General features: G+C 37.4%; 13 protein-coding genes. 7 read left to right on the top strand and 6 right to left on the bottom strand.

Annotation, left to right across the window (positions count from 1 at the left end; genetic code table 11):
* The first annotated feature begins 51 nt into the window (after positions 1–51).
* Positions 52–1,458 carry a dihydrolipoyl dehydrogenase gene (lpdA, locus tag HDE68_RS11470; RefSeq protein ID WP_183882005.1) on the top strand — a complete coding sequence of 469 codons (1,407 nt, stop codon included), beginning with the start codon at positions 52–54 and terminating at the stop codon, positions 1,456–1,458.
* An 18-nt stretch (positions 1,459–1,476) separates the two neighbouring features.
* On the opposite strand, the gene HDE68_RS11465 is transcribed toward lpdA, so the two are convergent.
* The 6 genes from HDE68_RS11465 to HDE68_RS11440 all read right to left on the bottom strand — a co-directional run bounded on the left by HDE68_RS11465 (position 1,477) and on the right by HDE68_RS11440 (position 9,448).
* A complete protein-coding gene (locus HDE68_RS11465; protein ID WP_183882003.1) occupies positions 1,477–2,319 on the bottom strand; it encodes a hypothetical protein in 843 nt (280 codons plus the stop codon).
* A gap of 81 nt (positions 2,320–2,400) precedes the next feature.
* Complete coding sequence (locus tag HDE68_RS11460) at positions 2,401–5,592, bottom strand: efflux RND transporter permease subunit (RefSeq protein WP_183882001.1); 3,192 nt, start codon at positions 5,590–5,592, stop codon at positions 2,401–2,403.
* 30 nt (positions 5,593–5,622) lie between these two features.
* On the bottom strand, positions 5,623–6,687 hold the full coding sequence (locus HDE68_RS11455; RefSeq protein WP_183881999.1) for an efflux RND transporter periplasmic adaptor subunit: 1,065 nt from the start codon (positions 6,685–6,687) through the stop codon (positions 5,623–5,625).
* Complete coding sequence (locus HDE68_RS11450; protein ID WP_183881997.1) at positions 6,684–8,006, bottom strand: TolC family protein; 1,323 nt, start codon at positions 8,004–8,006, stop codon at positions 6,684–6,686. The genes HDE68_RS11455 and HDE68_RS11450 overlap by 4 nt, the downstream gene beginning before the upstream one ends.
* Before the next feature lie 29 nt (positions 8,007–8,035).
* Complete coding sequence (locus tag HDE68_RS11445) at positions 8,036–8,647, bottom strand: TetR/AcrR family transcriptional regulator (RefSeq protein ID WP_183881995.1); 612 nt, start codon at positions 8,645–8,647, stop codon at positions 8,036–8,038.
* A gap of 192 nt (positions 8,648–8,839) precedes the next feature.
* Complete coding sequence (locus tag HDE68_RS11440) at positions 8,840–9,448, bottom strand: TetR/AcrR family transcriptional regulator (RefSeq protein ID WP_183881993.1); 609 nt, start codon at positions 9,446–9,448, stop codon at positions 8,840–8,842.
* Positions 9,449–9,602: 154 nt separating this feature from the next.
* On the opposite strand from HDE68_RS11440, the gene murB reads away from it, so the two are divergent.
* From murB to HDE68_RS11410, 6 genes are all read left to right on the top strand, one after another.
* Positions 9,603–10,619, top strand: coding sequence for a UDP-N-acetylmuramate dehydrogenase (gene murB, locus HDE68_RS11435; RefSeq protein ID WP_183881992.1), 1,017 nt, complete (start codon positions 9,603–9,605; stop codon positions 10,617–10,619).
* 191 nt (positions 10,620–10,810) lie between these two features.
* Positions 10,811–11,341 carry an RNA polymerase sigma factor gene (locus HDE68_RS11430; RefSeq protein ID WP_183881990.1) on the top strand — a complete coding sequence of 177 codons (531 nt, stop codon included), beginning with the start codon at positions 10,811–10,813 and terminating at the stop codon, positions 11,339–11,341.
* 283 nt (positions 11,342–11,624) lie between these two features.
* A complete protein-coding gene (locus HDE68_RS11425) occupies positions 11,625–14,669 on the top strand; it encodes a SusC/RagA family TonB-linked outer membrane protein (protein WP_183881988.1) in 3,045 nt (1,014 codons plus the stop codon).
* A gap of 22 nt (positions 14,670–14,691) precedes the next feature.
* The gene (locus tag HDE68_RS11420; RefSeq protein ID WP_183881986.1) at positions 14,692–16,110 is read left to right on the top strand and encodes a RagB/SusD family nutrient uptake outer membrane protein; all 1,419 of its coding nucleotides are present in this window, start codon (positions 14,692–14,694) and stop codon (positions 16,108–16,110) included.
* Positions 16,111–16,238: 128 nt separating this feature from the next.
* Positions 16,239–16,916: a lycopene cyclase domain-containing protein gene (locus HDE68_RS11415; protein WP_183881984.1), complete on the top strand. Its 678-nt coding sequence runs from the start codon at positions 16,239–16,241 to the stop codon at positions 16,914–16,916.
* Positions 16,916–17,152 (top strand): cytochrome b5 domain-containing protein, encoded by a 237-nt coding sequence (locus HDE68_RS11410; RefSeq protein WP_183881982.1) that lies wholly within the window; start codon positions 16,916–16,918, stop codon positions 17,150–17,152. The genes HDE68_RS11415 and HDE68_RS11410 overlap by 1 nt, the downstream gene beginning before the upstream one ends.
* Positions 17,153–17,179: the final 27 nt, after the last annotated feature.

Raw genomic sequence — 17,179 nt, 5'->3', positions numbered from 1 at the left:
GCCTTATTTCTATTGGGGATTATTAACTTTGTACAACAAAATTTTATCATTATGCAATACGACGTCGTTATTATTGGTTCTGGTCCTGGTGGTTATGTTAGCGCAATAAGATGTGCACAATTGGGGTTAAAAACAGCAGTTATAGAAAAATATAAAACTTTTGGTGGAACTTGCTTAAATGTAGGTTGTATTCCATCTAAAGCATTGTTAGACTCTTCAGAGCATTATCATAATGCTGCACATACTTTCACTACCCACGGGATTGAACTGAAGAATCTGAGCGTGAATATGTCACAAATGATCGCGCGTAAAGATGATGTGGTTGCACAAAATACAGCGGGTATCACTTACTTGTTTAAAAAGAATAAAATTGACAGTTTTGAAGGAGTGGGATCTTTTGTAGATAAAAATACAATCAAGATTACTAAAACTGACGGAACAACTGAAAATATCACTGCTAAAAATGTAGTTATTGCATCCGGTTCTAAACCTACTGCTTTACCATTTTTACCAATTGATAAAAAAAGAATCATTACTTCAACAGAAGCTTTAAATATCAAAGAAGTTCCGAAAACGATGATCGTTATCGGTGGTGGTGTAATCGGACTGGAATTAGGGTCTGTTTACGCACGTTTAGGAACTAAAGTTTCTGTAGTTGAATACTTACCATCAATCATTGCTACAATGGATGCTGGTTTAGGTAAAGAATTGCAACGTGTATTGAAAAAATCACTGGGTATGGAGTTCTTTATGGGCCATAAAGTAACTGGTGCAACTGCAAAAGGTAAAACTGTAACTGTTTCGGCATTGAACGCTAAAGGCGAAGAAGTGAGTTTAGAAGCTGATTACTGTATCGTAGCTGTTGGCCGAACAGCTTATACTGCTGGTTTAGGTTTAGAGAACATTGGTATCAAAACTGAAGAACGTGGTAATAAAATTCCTGTAAACGCGCATTTAGAAACTGCTGTACCAGGTGTATATGCAATTGGTGATGTAATTACAGGCGCAATGCTTGCCCATAAAGCAGAAGATGAAGGTGTTTTTGTCGCAGAGACTATTGCTGGTCAGAAACCGCATATTAATTATAACCTGATCCCAGGTGTTGTTTACACATGGCCAGAGGTTGCATCGGTAGGTTATACTGAAGAGCAGCTGAAAGAAAAAGGTGTTAAATATAAAGCAGGATCTTTCCCATTCAAAGCCAGCGGACGTGCTAAAGCAAGTATGGATACAGATGGTTTTGTAAAGGTATTAGCTGATGAGGCTACTGATGAGATATTAGGTGTTCATATGATTGGCCCGCGTGCTGCTGATATGATTGCTGAAGCTGTTGTAGCCATGGAATTCCGTGCTTCTGCAGAAGATATCGCAAGAATTTGTCATGCTCACCCTACTTATACGGAAGCTATTAAAGAAGCGGCTATGGCTGCAACTGCAAACAGAGCGATTCATATCTAGGATCAGTTCTGTAAATGATTAAAAACCCGCGGTTTCTGCTGCGGGTTTTTTTATGCCCAGTTTTGGATAAGCTTCGGCCATTGCTTTTACACCCAGCTGAATTAGTCTGAGGTTTTCTTCCAGATGACCATGCTGTACTTCTACATTGATGTAAGGAATGTGATTCTGCATGGCATAAATGGATAGTGAACCGTCATCTACTGCTTCTTCTGATTGCAGGACAACATTTACATCGGCTTTTTTCAGCAGGTTGAAGAGCTTTAACTCGGTAACCAGTATCATATCATCTTCATCCATTTCATAGTTTACATGTACTGAATCTGCGGTACTGCCCAATTCGTTGTCTGGCAGATAACTCTGAATGCCAAATCCGCCGTCTGCGTTGTTATGCAAAGTAAATATGTAAGCTGGGTTTTTAGGATTGTAGGTTTTAAGAATAGTTTTACCAGTGCTTTTGAGTTCGGCAACTACAGCTTCGCTGGACTTTCCATATTTTTCCAGTCCTATTGGAATTCCTTCATCTGTATAAATACTGTTCGGGTCTGTTTGATAAGTGATCCCGTCTTGTATGAACTTGAAATTTCTTGCACCTCCATATTGACAATCTAATATGCTCCCCCCATTTATTGCGATATAGTCAAACGCCGCTTTTACGCCGGTGTCCTCATTATCATGTATAGCAAGGAAGTTGGTGCCGGGTGTATGGTAACTATACTTAATGAGGCCTAATTCCATGTCGCCTAACATGATTCTGGTACTGTCTGTGGTCATACCTTCAAATACTGGAGGATGCTGCGCCCTGGCGATAAATGAACAGGTTAAAAACAGGATAAATGCTAAAGTATATTTAATGGCTGCCATAGGGATCATTGGTTTATAAATCTTTATAACGCAAAAAAGGAACCACAATGGATTCCTTTTTTGAATTTATATGAAATCATCTTAATGCTGATGATCTAAATCGTATTCGTGAACGTCTTTATGATCATAAGGTTCTACCATTAATTCTTCAATGGTAACTCCTTTTTTATTATATCCAAGGCGATCAAGAATGCCGTCAAAGATCTGATACATTACCGGCACTACAATTAGTGTCAGGAATAATGAACTTAATAAACCTCCGATAATTACCCAGGCCAGTCCATTTTTCCATTCTGCTCCTGCACCAGCTGCAAGGGCAATTGGCAACATACCGATTACCATCGCAATGGTTGTCATTAAGATTGGGCGTAAACGTGCATGGTTAGCTAAAACAAGTGCCTCATGTGTAGTTTTACCCTCAGCTTTCATCTGGTTGGTGAAATCGACCAGGATAATCGCATTTTTGGCTACCAGTCCGATTAGCATGATTAATCCCAGAATGGTGAATATGTTTAAGGCATTATTGGTCAGTGCCAGGGCAAGTAAGGCTCCGATAACTGATAATGGAATAGAGAACATCACCACAAATGGATAGACAAAACTATCGTAAAGGGCTACCATAATCAGGTAAACCAGAATAATTGAAGCTAATAGGGCTATACCCAAAGTTCCGAAACCATCTCCCTGGTTTTCGGCATCTCCTGCCCATACATAACTTACCCCTACAGGTTTTTTAAGTTTACCGGATTTCTCCAGATCTAATAACTGCTGCTGGAATTCAGCTACGATTGTACCCGTTGGACGGCCGATTGACTGTGCTCTTACTGATACAGAAGTACTCTTGTCCCTTCTTTCCAGCTGACTCGGACCTGAACCATTTGTAATCGATGCAAATTGAGATAACTTGATTTGTTTACCCGCTGTATTCACAAAAATCAGATTTCTAACATCATCAATGTTTTTACGGTTAAAGGTCTGATAACGGATATTGATATCGTATTCATATTCTCCTCTACGGAATTTACCGTCCGTATTACCACTAAATGCAGTTTGCATAGTTGCACCTACAGTTTGTAGTGTAAGGCCTAATGAAGCCATCTTATCGCGGTCTACCTGTACGTTAATCTCAGGACTACCATTCTCAACTGATAATTTAAGTTCTGCCGATCCTTTAATTTTAGCCAGAACAGCTTTAGCGCCTTCTGCATATTTCATTGCACTGTCTAAATCTGAACCCATTACAACCAGTTCAATAGGCGCATTTTCTGCAATCCCTAAAATACTGATCGGAACGGTTTTTACTTTAGCACCAACAAGTACTTTAGATAATTCACGGCTTACTTTAGTTGCGTAGATGCTGGAGACATCCTCACGTTTGTCGCGTTCAACCAGTTTTACGTTAATTTCAGACTTATAGGCAGTAGCCTGTGTTCCTCCAAAGTCACCACTTGATTGTCCTACTGTAGTAATTAATTGCAGGATTTCTGGTTTTTTAACTAGAAAGGCTTCTGCTTTCTGCGTCATCAAATTCGTTTGTTCTATGGAAGCGTCCTTAGGAAGCTCAATCTGAACAAGAAATTCTCCTTTATCACTTTTTGGGAAAAACTCTGTTCCTATGTAACCTGCCGGGATTAATCCGCATGAACCAAAAAACATGACTAATACAATCAGAATTGTTTTTCCTTTATTGGCCAGTGACCAGGTCAGAATACTTGTAATCCATACGGTGAATTTGCGTAACTGACTTTCGAACCACAAGATGAAACGGCCGAATATGTTTTTGCCTTCTATCTTCTCTAATTTTCCAAAACGGGATGATAAAAGAGGTACGATAGAGAATGAGGCCAGTAAGGAGAGCAGGGTAGCGATAATTACCACCACGCAGAACTGACGGAGGATATTGGATACCAGACCAGTACTTACAGCAATTGGAAAGAATACAACGACAATTACCAGGGTAATGGAAACAACTGTAAAACCAATTTCACTTGTTGCATCATATGCAGCACGGACTTTGTTTTTACCCATTTCCATGTGACGGTATATATTCTCTAAGACCACAATTGCATCATCGACCAGGATACCAACTACCAGGGATAATCCCAGCAATGACATCAGGTTTAAAGTATATCCTAATACGCTGATCCCAATAAAAGTTGCAATCAGTGAAGCAGGAATAGAGACCATTACAATCAGTGCGTTTCTAATACTGTGTAAGAAGAAAAGCATCACGAAAGCTACCAGAACAATAGCAAGTAATAAATCGTGGATTACCGCGTCTGCAGATTCTAAAGTGAAAATTGAACTGTCATTCGCAATGATTATTTTTAAGTCGTTTTTAGCGTAGTCTTTTTGCAAGGTTGCAATAACCTTATGAACACTTTTACTTACCTCTACCGCATTTGCATCAGATTGTTTGATGATCTGTATCGCGATAGCTCCTTTACGGTCAATACGTGCTAGTTTTTCTACCTCTTTTTGTGCGTCTCTCACATCTGCAATATCCTGCAAACGAATCTGAGCACCGTCTTTTCCTGTACCTACAACTAGTTTACGAAGTTCATCGACATTTTTATATTTACCAGATAAACGGATTAAGATATCCTGTGCATGTGTTTTTACGCTACCAGTGGGGAAATCAAGATTCGAAGTCAAAATTGACTGCTGTACCTGTAAAACAGACAGGCCATAACCCTGAATTTTATCTGCATCCAGACCTACTTCAATTTCACGTTCCTGTCCGCCTACGAGGTTGACCTGTGCAACACCATTTACCCTGGAGATAATCGGTGCAATACGTTTGTCAATCAAATCGTAGAAAGAGGCATCATCCATTTTGGCTGAGGCCGACATGGTAATAACCGGTAAATCATCTAACGAGAATTTATTCAGGGAAGGTGGCTTTACGTCGGTAGGTAAATCTTTAAGAATTGAATTTACTTTACGTTGTGCCTCATTCAATGATAAATCGACATTGGCCTTGTCATTTAATGTGATCGTTACTACGGATAAACTTTCGTAAGAAACTGCATTCAGTTTCTTTATATTCTCCATGGAGGATACGGCATCCTCAATTTTCTTGGTTACCGTATTTTCTACCTCACTTGGCGAAGCACCCGGATATACCGTGGAAATAGACACAACATTCTGCGAGAATTTGGGCAGCAACTCATAACTTAAAGAGAAGTAGCTCAATAAACCCAGCAATGTCAATACGCTAAATACAACGATGACAAGTGAAGGTCTTTTTATTGATATTTCTGTTAATTTCATCTATATATAGATTTATATGCTGATCTGATATTATTTTATAATTGCAACCGGACTGCCGTCAACTAAATTGATCTGTCCGCTGGTAATCACTGTTTCGCCTTCTTTCAAGCCATCAAGGATTTCCACTTCATCACCTATAATTCTGCCTGCAACTACTTTACGTTGTTTCGCGGTATTTCCTTCACCCAGTACAAAAACCTCGTTACTGCTTACACTACCCACAAATGAACCGCGTGGAATCGTAATTGTAGCTGCCTGAGCAGGGAATTTGAAGATCGCAGTACCGTACATACCTGCTTTAATCGTGTTTTTATGGTTGTTATCTACTTCGATCTCAATAGGGAAATTCAATGTTTCATCGGCTTTGGGAGCTATGAAAGTAATTTTACCAGAGAAATTATCAGCAGGGAAAACGTTGGATTTAATCTGTACAGCTTCACCAACTTTAAGGTTCGCCACCTGACCCTCGTTTACATTTACTTTTAGTTTTAATTTAGAAACATCAACCAGTTCAAATAATTGAGTACCCTGTGCAGTAACAAAAGCACCGGTTTCAATATATTTTTTATTCACTATACCATCAATCGGAGATTTGATATTTGCATCACTTACTCTTCTTGCAGAACTTTGTAATCTTAGTTTTGCATTTCTTGTAGCCAGTTTAGCCTGATCAAGCTGTTGTTGTGTAACACCGCCTGTCTGGAAAGAACTTGCATATCTTGCTTCATCTCTGATTGCATTGTCCAGTGCTGCCTGTGCAGTTTCTTTATCTGTATTGATAATCTCTGCATCAATATGAGCCAAAACCTGCCCTTTATGTACGCGGTCACCTTCTTCTACATAGATTTTAGTAATACGACCTGCATTTTCTGATAAAAAGTTTAGCTCTTTTTTAGGAATGAAATTACCATTTGCACTAAAATCCAAATCAACGTCTACTTTTTTCACTGGAGCCACGCGTACACTGATAGCACCACTTCCCTGAGCTACCAAAGCCGTTTGCGCGTCATTTTTCTTCTTATTGTTTTTGAGTACCAAAGCAATAGCCCCGATAACAACTATAATTAGAATGACTGTTATAATTCCTCTTTTCATTTTAATAGTGATTTTATATTTCCGTTTGATTTGATTAGTTGTATTTCGGCAATTTTGTAGTTCAGTAATGCCTGGGTATAGCTATTTTGTGCTGAAGTTAATGCATTTTCAGTATCAAGGAGATCTGTCAATGCAGCAAGCCCGTTATTGTAGTTATTTTGAGTACTGTTATAGATCTCTTGTGCCAGCTGAACATTTTGACGTTGTGATCTGATCGTATTGATGTTGTCTTTTAATTGAATTTTAGCATTCTCATAAGCCAGGTTCAATGTATTTTTTGCTTGTCTGATATCTTCATTGTTCTTTTTGATATCCACATCTGCCTGACGTATTCTTGAGCGGGTCGCAAAACCATTAAATATAGGGATGTTCAATGTTAATCCAATTGCAGAAGAGTTATAGTAAGTAGCTAGTCCATGACGGGAAAGCAAATCAAATTTATCACTCAGACCAGTTCTGGAAATATTTCCTGTTAAAGAAAGCTGCGGGTAGTACTCTGAAACATATGCTTTGCGCTGTAAACCCAGTAATTCATTTTGAATGGTCAGTAACCTGATTTCAGTTCTGCCAGTAACATTAATACTATCTGCCATAGCAGGTAAAGTTTCCACTTTGCTGAACTCATCCGGTGGTAATGTAATTGTGGTGGCAACCGGCATGCCCATTGAATATTTTAACTGATTTTCTAACTGTACAACAGCGTTAACAGTCTGCTCACGCTGAGTTTCCAGGTTAGTTAGGTTGACTTTAATCCTGTCTACGTCAATTTTTTTGGCCAGACCATTCTTATATTGATTTGAAATGATCTTTTCTACAACTTTAACGTTTTTAATATTGGTGTCAATTACGTTCAGTTGCTGTCTGCTTACCAAAACCTGGTAATAATTGTTAGCAACCATTTCAATTACTTGTTCCTCTGTGTAATCGGAAGTAAGATTGTAGTATTGTTCGCTCTTTTTTGCAGCCTGCAGACCTGTAAAGACCTGTTGATTAAAAAGCTGCTGACTTAATTGAACACCGCCATTTACATTCCAGCTTCTGCCCATAGGAAATGAAAGGCTCCCAACGACAAGCTGACCAATAATAGGGTTGTAGGTCAGATTGCCGCTTCCTGTGATTTGGGGAAGGGCCTTTGCTCTTATTTCCTGCGTTTTGTATTTCCCGCCGTCTATATCCAGTTTTGCTTTACGCGCGTTAACGTTGTTTTGTATGGCAAAATTGAGTGCATCTTTTAGTTTAAGCTGCTCTTGTGCATCCGCAAGGTTTGCGAGCAGCAGGCATAACATTAAGATGGGAATTGATTTTACTCTTTTAATCATGATCGTGGTTTTCTTGTAATAGGGCTGATTTAATATTTTAGTCCTTTAATGAATATTTTGGAAAGACTTATTTGTTTTTCCTTCATTAGTTTCAATTCTTTTTTACCTGGGAAAAGTTCTTTATTTCCATGCATAATACACAATGAAGTTAAACCAGACTGACACGATAAATACAATTCAGCGAGTTTAGGTATGTCTTCTTGCGGAGCGATTTCTTTGTTTGCCACAGCTGTCTCAAATATTTTTTCGTGAAACTGGACATTTTTTTCTAACATTTTTTCTAAATATGATTTTAATTCTACCGAGTTTAACGAAGAATCCGGATTTCCGTTAGATAAATGCAGCATATAATAGCGCAGAAAAAAACGATGTTTGATTTCCACAATATTTAATAATGTGGTTTCAATATTAGATGACTGTTTCAGATCTGCATAGAGTACGTCAAAATAATCTTTAAAAATTCGCTCTACTACACCAAGAATTAAGCTGGTTTTATCTGGGAAATAATAATATAATGAAGGTTTAGAGACAGATAGGTCCTCTGCTATTTCATTCATTGTAGTTTTATTGATGCCAAAGTGTATAAAACGTTTTATTGCACCCTCTATAATTAGCTCTCTTTTTTTATCCGTTTCTGCCATTTTACTTTTTTACCTTCTGACTTTATTATTTGTAAAGTCAAAAGTATGGCAAGCGTTTCTATTAAAGAAATTTTCCCTATAAAACAAGTCTTTCTAATGTAGAAATGACAATTTCATGACTAAATTTAGGCTGTTAATAACTTATAATACGACTTATGAGGGGATTGTCAAAATAAATGGTAATTCTATGACTTAATCTATTGGCTTTAAGCCTGCCAAAAAGATTTCAGCGAAGCGCTTTTCTTTCAGGAAAATTAATTTAAACTGTTCTTTGCCTGGAAAGATGTTTTTAGCACGGTTAAGTATGTTGAAATGTATGCCTGAAACTGCTTCAACGAATATTTCGGTAGTGAATGGGATGTCTCTGATTGCAAATTCGCCTGATGAATCTCCTTTGGTAAATAAACCGGTAATAATCTTTAGTTCAAATGCCCTGGCGCGCTGAAATTTTTCATAGAGTGCTTCTGGCAGGTCCGGACCAATCATTTGGGTGTATTCCAAAAGATTATAATATTTCTGAGTGAATGTTTGTCTTTTTTGCAGCAGCATCAGGATTCCTTCTGTAGCCGTAGAGGTTTTTTCTACTGATTTGACAAGGTCTCTGCTGACAGTGTGCATCATATGCTCGATGACACTTACATACAGGCTCAGTTTATCTGGGAAATAATAATAAAGCAGGGCTTTTGAAAAGGCAATGTCCTTTGCAATTTCGGTCATAGTAGTCTTTGCAAGTCCGTAATGTGCGAACCTTTTTAATGCGGCGTCTATAATTAAAAGTCTTTTTCTATCTTGATTTTCCATTGTGAATGAGCAATGCTTTTTTTTCTATTGGGGTTTGGGCTTGAATAAGGTTAGAATCGCATGTAAATTATGCAAATTTATTAAATATTATAATTAACATGTTTATTACACAGGGTAACAATTACATTTGCGCTAAATAATTCCATCAATTCTTATGCTTGTATTACAAGAAAATATATCCCTTATACCTTACAATACTTTTGGTATTGACGTCAAAGCCCGTTTTTTTGCTGAAATTTTCACTCCTGAAGATTTAGTGGAATTAAGGAACAGTGCAGTTTTTAAAGAAAATAAGCTACTGATACTTGGTGGTGGGAGTAATGTGCTTTTTACGGAAGATTACGAAGGTTTGGTACTTAAAGTTAGTATTCCGGGTATTGTGACAGAAATTTCAGATAGTCAGGTTGTTGTTACGGCTGGGGCAGGGGTGATTTGGAATGATCTGGTTAATTATTGTGTTGAAAATGGTTTCGCAGGAATGGAAAATTTAACTCTTATTCCCGGAACGGTTGGTGCGTCTCCTATACAAAATATTGGCGCGTATGGTGTTGAATTGAAAGATGTTTTTGAATCCTGTGAAGCTTTTGAGATCGCTACGGGAGAATTTAAGAAATTCGATTATTCAGCTTGTCATTTCGCCTACAGAGACAGTGTTTTTAAAAATGAATTAAAAGGCCAGTATATTATTACGCGTGTAAATTTTAAATTATTTACCCGTATTCGTATCAACTCTCAGTATGGTGCTATTCAATCCTTGCTTGCTGAAAGGAGAATAACTCATCCTACGATTACAGATATTTCTAAAATTGTTGCTGAAATCAGGGTCAGTAAATTACCGGATCCTTCAACTATCGGTAATGCCGGAAGTTTCTTCAAGAATCCGATTATTGAACGTGCTGAATTTGAAAAATTGAAGCATGCCTTTCCTGCAGTGATCAGTTATCCTGCTGGTGAAGGAAAAGTTAAATTAGCAGCTGGCTGGCTAATCGAACAATGTGGTTTTAAAGGAATAACTGAAGGTCATACCGGTACATGGAAAAATCAGGCGCTCGTATTGGTTAATCATGGCGGTGCAAGCGGTAAAGAAGTGTATAGTTTTTCAGAAAAGATTATAGACACTGTCTCCTCAAAATTTGGTGTTAAATTGGAACGGGAAGTAAATATTCTGTAACAATGATGTGATTTACATCATTATAGCTAGTTTTATCATGGTTAAACATACAAATCTATGTGTTTAACCATGAATTGTTTTTTTGGTACATATGTTGTATAAGTGTTAATATACAAGATTAAACAAACTCGATAACGCCACTTTTAAAAGGTCTTGTTTGCTTGCTTTTTTAACCTTAAAACTTAAACACTATGACAAAAAATGAATTCAACCTTCAGCTTCACAACCACTCGGTTTCCTTACAGTCATTCGCTTTAAATTTTACTAAAGATATTGAAGACGCAAACGACCTGGTTCAGGATACAATGCTGAAAGCGGTTACCTATTACAGCAAATTTAAAGAAGGTACAAATCTAAAAGGCTGGTTGTTTACTATTATGAAAAACACCTTTATTAATAATTACAGACGTTTGGTTAAAACAAATGCTTTAATTACAAAATCCGAGGATATTTCATCAGCCAACCTGCATTACAGTGCCACAAAAAATACAATAGACAGTAAATTTATTATCGGGGATATCAATAAAGCTCTGGCAACATTACAGCCGGAATACTATATCCCTTTTATTAAATATTTTGAAGGTTATAAGTATCATGAAATAGCTGATATACTTGATATCCCAATTGGAACAGTAAAAACCAGGATTCACGTAGCACGTCAGATATTAAAAAAATATCTTAAAACATATTCTAAAGAAATTTTAGGAACAGAGATCGTTTAACAAACTGTTTTTTTTATCTAAAAGCTGTTGTTTAAGAAAACAACAGCTTTTTTTATGAGATCTTGATCTTTTCTGGGAAAGCTATATGTTTTTTATGGAAAAGTAAAAAGTTATAATATCATAAATGTTACATGCTGTTTTTCCTTGTTAATTCAATGTAAAATAAGCTTATTTCACCAGAAATACAGATTTAATGAATTGATAAAATAATTCCTGTTAGGAGTCTGCTGTTCAGTAAATTGTTTTAGTAAATTGGGTTATCAATTAACTAAAACAATTATTTATGAAAAAACTTCTACTGAGTTTGTTTTTACTCATGTTTCTCGCTGTATCAGCGATGGCGCAAGAACGAACTATTACAGGTACAATTACAGGTCAGGAAGATGGATTGCCTTTACCAGGTGTTTCTGTCAAAATTAAAGGGTCTGGAAAAGGCACTTTTACTAATTCAAGCGGCAGATATTCTCTGGTCATTCCATCCGCTACATCGGAAATTGTATTTTCATTTATAGGTTATCTCCCGCAGACTAAGATAGCTGGCAGTTCCGGTCTTTTGAATCTTCAACTGGTTTCGGACGTAAAAGGCTTGTCTGAAGTCATTATTACTGGTTATGGTAATCAGGTAAAAGGAAAGTCGGCGATATCTTCGTCATTAATTAAGGCTAAAGATATTCAGGACGTTCCACTGACAAATGTAAATGATATTCTTCAGGGTAAAGCTGCAGGCGTGACTGTTCTGAGTACTTCGGGCCAGCCTGGAGCACAATCCAATGTGAGGGTTAGGGGGGTTGGTTCTATTTCAGCCTCTGCTTCACCACTTTATGTAATAGATGGAGTTATTGTTGAAACAGGACAATTTGCTAATGACTACAACCAGATAGCTCAGAGCAATGATATCTTGTCCAATTTAAATCCTAATGATCTGGAAAGTGTGACAGTCTTAAAAGATGCATCTGCTCTGGCCTTGTATGGTTCAAGAGGTGGTAATGGTGTGATTGTGATCACAACTAAAAGAGGTAAAGCAGGTGAATCTGTTATTAATTTCAGTGCACAGATGGGTACAGTCAGACCTAGCTTCGGTAAATGGAAAATGATGGATGGTAAACAGGTTTATGATTACGAAAGGTCTGTATTGGCTGTAAATGGTAGTACTCCCGCAGAAATCGATGCAGCTTATCCTGCATCTTTATTAGATAAAACGTTTGACTGGGTTAAAGCTGCATATAGACATGGATCTACAAAAGCTTATGATTTGTCAATTAGTGGTGGAAATGAGAAAACTACTCACGCGATATCATTGGGATACTTTGATCAGGATGGAACTGTTATAAACTCTGGCTTTAAAAGGATAAATGCTAATCTGAATGTAGATAGTAAAGCTAAAAGCTGGCTGAAGGTGGGAATGTCCCTGAATACATCTTTTTCTAATGCACTTAATGCTGATGGGGGTGGTTATTATTCAAGTCCGCTTTATGGATCTATGGCAAACAGCCCTTTACATGTTTATCCTTATAAACCGGACGGTTCTCTTTTTACAGGTTCAGAACCTGAGTACGGAGGTAACTTTTCGGATAATTTCCTGTACTCTAATCCACTGAATTATACTAAAATGAAGCAATTCAGGGGCTTGGGAAATGGTTATGCTGAAGTTAAGATTAAAGACTGGTTAAATGTAAAACAGACCATAGGTATTGACTTGATTAATGCTGCACTTAAGAATTATCTTGACCCGACAACTGGTAATGGTCTTGGCGCTACACCTGCTAAAAGTGGTGAGTTAACCCAAACCCAGACTAATGTCTATACATTTACTTCTCAGTCCTCTATTTATGGTAATTTCCGTTTAAAAGATACCCGTCATGAATTAGGGTATATGATTTTAACAGAATATCAGAGATATAATTCTTCTAATTTTTATGCAGATGCGCTTGGAAGTTCAGATCCGAGGTTACAGGAACTAGGTACCTTTGGTACGCCGAATGCTGTTGGTGGCGGGCAATCTGAATATTCATTTTTATCTTATTTAGGGCAGGTTAATTATACTTTTGATAGTAAATATTCACTGACAGGGTCTATTAGAAGAGATGGATCTTCACGATTTGGTAAAAACAACAGGTATGCTAATTTTTATTCGATAGGCGGTTCCTGGAAAATTATTGATGAGGATTTCATGAAAACACAGCATCTTTTTTCTGACCTGCGTCTTCGTTCAAGTTTTGGAACATCAGGGGTAGCTTCTGTCCCTAATATTGAAAATAGCAATTATCTGGCGCAACCACTTTATACCTATAAAAATATTACTTACAATGGTGTAGGTGGTAGCGGTCCTTCAACGCCGGGCAATGAGAATCTGACCTGGGAGAAAAATAAGCAGTTTGATGTGGGATTGGAGGTTGCAATCTTAAAAGGTCGTTTAAGAGGTACTTTTGACTTCTACAATAGAAAATCAACTGATGTACTTTTAAGAGTACCGGTTTCCAGAACGAGTGGGTTTACTACTGCCTTTAAGAACGCAGCTTCACTAACCAATAAAGGATTTGAAGCAACTTTAAGCAGTGATAATATTAAATCGTCATCGGGATTTTCATGGACAACAGATTTTAATTTCTCCTATAATAACAATGAGGTGACCAAACTATTTAATGATCAGGATATTATTACCAGTTTGGGAATCACCAGAGTAGGTTTACCGATTAATGCCTGGTTCTTACCAGTATGGGCAGGTGTTGATCCGAGTAACGGCGATCCTTTGTGGTATCTGGCTGACGGGAAAACAACAACTAATAATTATGCGATCGCTAACAGAAATGAAAACAAAAAGTATAGCGGTACATCGTTGCCAAAATATATATATGGATTAAGTAATACATTCCGTTATAAGGGAGTCGAGCTTGCTTTTACTATTTATGCTTCTACAGGAGCAAAAGCATATAACCAGGCCGGATCTATCATTGACTCGGATGGAGCGAATTGGCAAGGTGGTTATTTTATTGATGCAGATAAGAATTTCTGGACTACCCCGGGTCAGAATGCTGAAAGACCAAAGCCGGTTATTGGTGGTAATCAAAACTCTGCCGGGCTCTCTACACGTTTTCTTGAAAGTAATGACTTTTTGCGTCTGAGAAATGTAACTCTGGGTTATACATTGCCAGCTTCTGTAGCTCAGAAAATGAAATTATCCTCTCTTAAAGTTTTTGTAACGGGAATAAATTTATTAACGATTACCAAGTATAAAGGTGTTGATCCTGAGGGCGCACTTACAGCAAATGAGTTTTTTAAATACCCTGTGAGTAAGAGTATTACGGCGGGTGTAAAGGTGTCATTATAAAAAATATAATATAAAATATAATATGAAAAAGATTCTAATCATAGGTTTAACGGCATTCACTGTGATTTTTTCGGCCTGCACAAAGCAGCTGGATTTAAATCCGAAAGATGCATTGGGTACAGATGTTGCACTGGGAACAATAAAAGGAATAAATACAGCTATTTTAGGGATGTACGCAAGTATGCGGGATGTAGACTATTATGGCAGATCACTTTATATATATGGTGATTTAAGTGCAAGTGACGTTTATATTTCAAAAGCAAACAGTAATCGTTATTTGTCTACTTTTCAGAAAAACTATGCTGCAAATGATGCAGGTATTACCAGTATATGGACAGCTATGTATTCTACTATAGCGAGAGCTAATAATATCATTAATAAGGTTGATAAAGTTGAGGCCAGCCAGGCGGAAAAAGATCTGGCAAAAGGTCAGGCCCAGTTTGTAAGGGCTTTAGGGTACTTTGATCTGGTAAGGGTATTTGCTAAGCCCTATAACCAGGGAAATGGATCTCAGCTGGGAGTTCCGGTTGTCTTAGTCTCTGACGTTAGCAATTATCCAGGCAGAAACACTGTTGCTGAGGTTTATACACAAATTATAAATGATCTTGTAAGTGCGAAAACTTTATTAGCTGCAACTTCGGCTTCAGATAAGGTAACCGCTAGTAAATATGCTGCTTCTGCATTACTTTCCAGAGTTTATTTATACAAAGGTGATAATGCAAATGCTATAGCTGAGGCTAATACTGTGACTGGTGCGGGTTATGTGATTACTCCTGCAGGTTCTCTGACAACCTATTATGCTACACCGGGAGCCCCTGAAGATATTTTTACTATCAAATTTTTACCAACAGAAAGTCAGGGGTCTGATAATATTGGGAATATCTATTTGAAACCTGGATATGGTGATATACGCGTTTCTCCTGATCTTGTTGCAGTATTTGATAAAACTAATGATAACAGATATAAGCTTTTTATTAGTCCTTTTAGCAATAGTCCTGCAGAATTTCAGAATAATAAATATAAACAACAGGACGGTGCCCAGGGAATGTACAGTCCTAAGGTATTGCGTTTATCAGAGGTTATCTTAAATAGGGCTGAGGCTGAAAATAAAATTGGTGGTCAGGATACCCAGGCTCTGGCTGACTTGAATATCATTAAGACTAATCGTGGTTTAGCGCCTGTTTCCGGGCTTTCCGGAGCGGCTTTATTACAAGAAATCTTATTAGAAAGAAGAAGAGAACTAATGTTCGAGGGGCAGGTTTTCTTTGATCTGATGAGGAATGGTATTACTATGCAGCGAAATTTCTGTAATGATCCGCTGGAAATTACGGTAACCAGATGTAGTTTGACTGCTACAGACCCAAAAACAATAGCGCCGATCCCACAGGCTGAGATTAGTGCGAATATTAATTTAGCCGGACAGCAAAATGCTGGTTATTAATTAATATTAAACTTGGTTGATCGCTGCAATGATGCAGCGGTCAACTTTTTTGATGAGACAGCCGGGAAAAAGAAAATGATTTAATGGGATCAAAAGTATATTTTTGATCTTCAGACTTATCCTGCTAAATGAACTATACTTATTTATTCGTCAATCTGGCTCTTTTATTATTGCCTGTCCTACTATTTTCTATCAGACAACTCGATTTTACCAATAATAGTAAATTCATTATTCTTGCTGTGCTGATTAATGTTTTTGCTTTTTCTATACCTACAGAGTTCCTGACACAACTTAAAGTAATCGTATTTAATCCACCTTACCTGAGTGGTATGACCTTATGGCAATTACCTATAGAAGAGCTGCTGTTTTCATTTATCCTGCCCTTATCTGGTCTTGCTATCTATCTTTTTTTAAATTATCGTTTTCCTGATAATAGCCATGATAAGTATAGTCTTGCTTTAAGTAATATTATGCTTGGCGTATGCATAGCGATGCTCTATTTTGGTCATCAGAAATTATATACATTGTTTACGTTTTCGATATTGCTGGTGTTCATTCTCTATATAGAATATGTGAATAAAATCAGGTTTATGTACCGGTTTTATAGAGCATTCCTCGTTACCTTAATTCCATTTTATATCGTTTATAGTGTTATAGTTAACCTTCCTGTAATACAGTATAACAGCGTGGAAACATTACGCTTTAATCAGTTTAATATTCCTTTTGAAACGCCTTTTTATTTTATGGCGATGTTATTACTGACTGTTTATCTTTTTGAATTCTTTAAATTAAGATCACGTCGTTAATGGAACTGCCGGAATTTACCAAACAACAGCTTGCCCTGAGGAACGGGCAGGATAAACCACAGATATGGGTTGCTTTTCTGGGCTTGATCTATGACGTAAGTGAGAGCCGCTTGTGGAAAAATGGAAAACATTATGAACATTGGGCAGGGCAGGATCTTACCGATGAACTGGCGGATGCGCCGCATTCTGAAACTGTGTTTGAAAAGTTTACTGCTATTGGGAAACTTAAAACTTAAATAAAAAAAGCATCAGCCCGAAGGCTG

This window comes from Pedobacter cryoconitis, assembly GCF_014200605.1.
GTDB lineage: Bacteria > Bacteroidota > Bacteroidia > Sphingobacteriales > Sphingobacteriaceae > Pedobacter > Pedobacter cryoconitis_B.
This window is presented reverse-complemented; position numbering and strand designations above follow the sequence as displayed.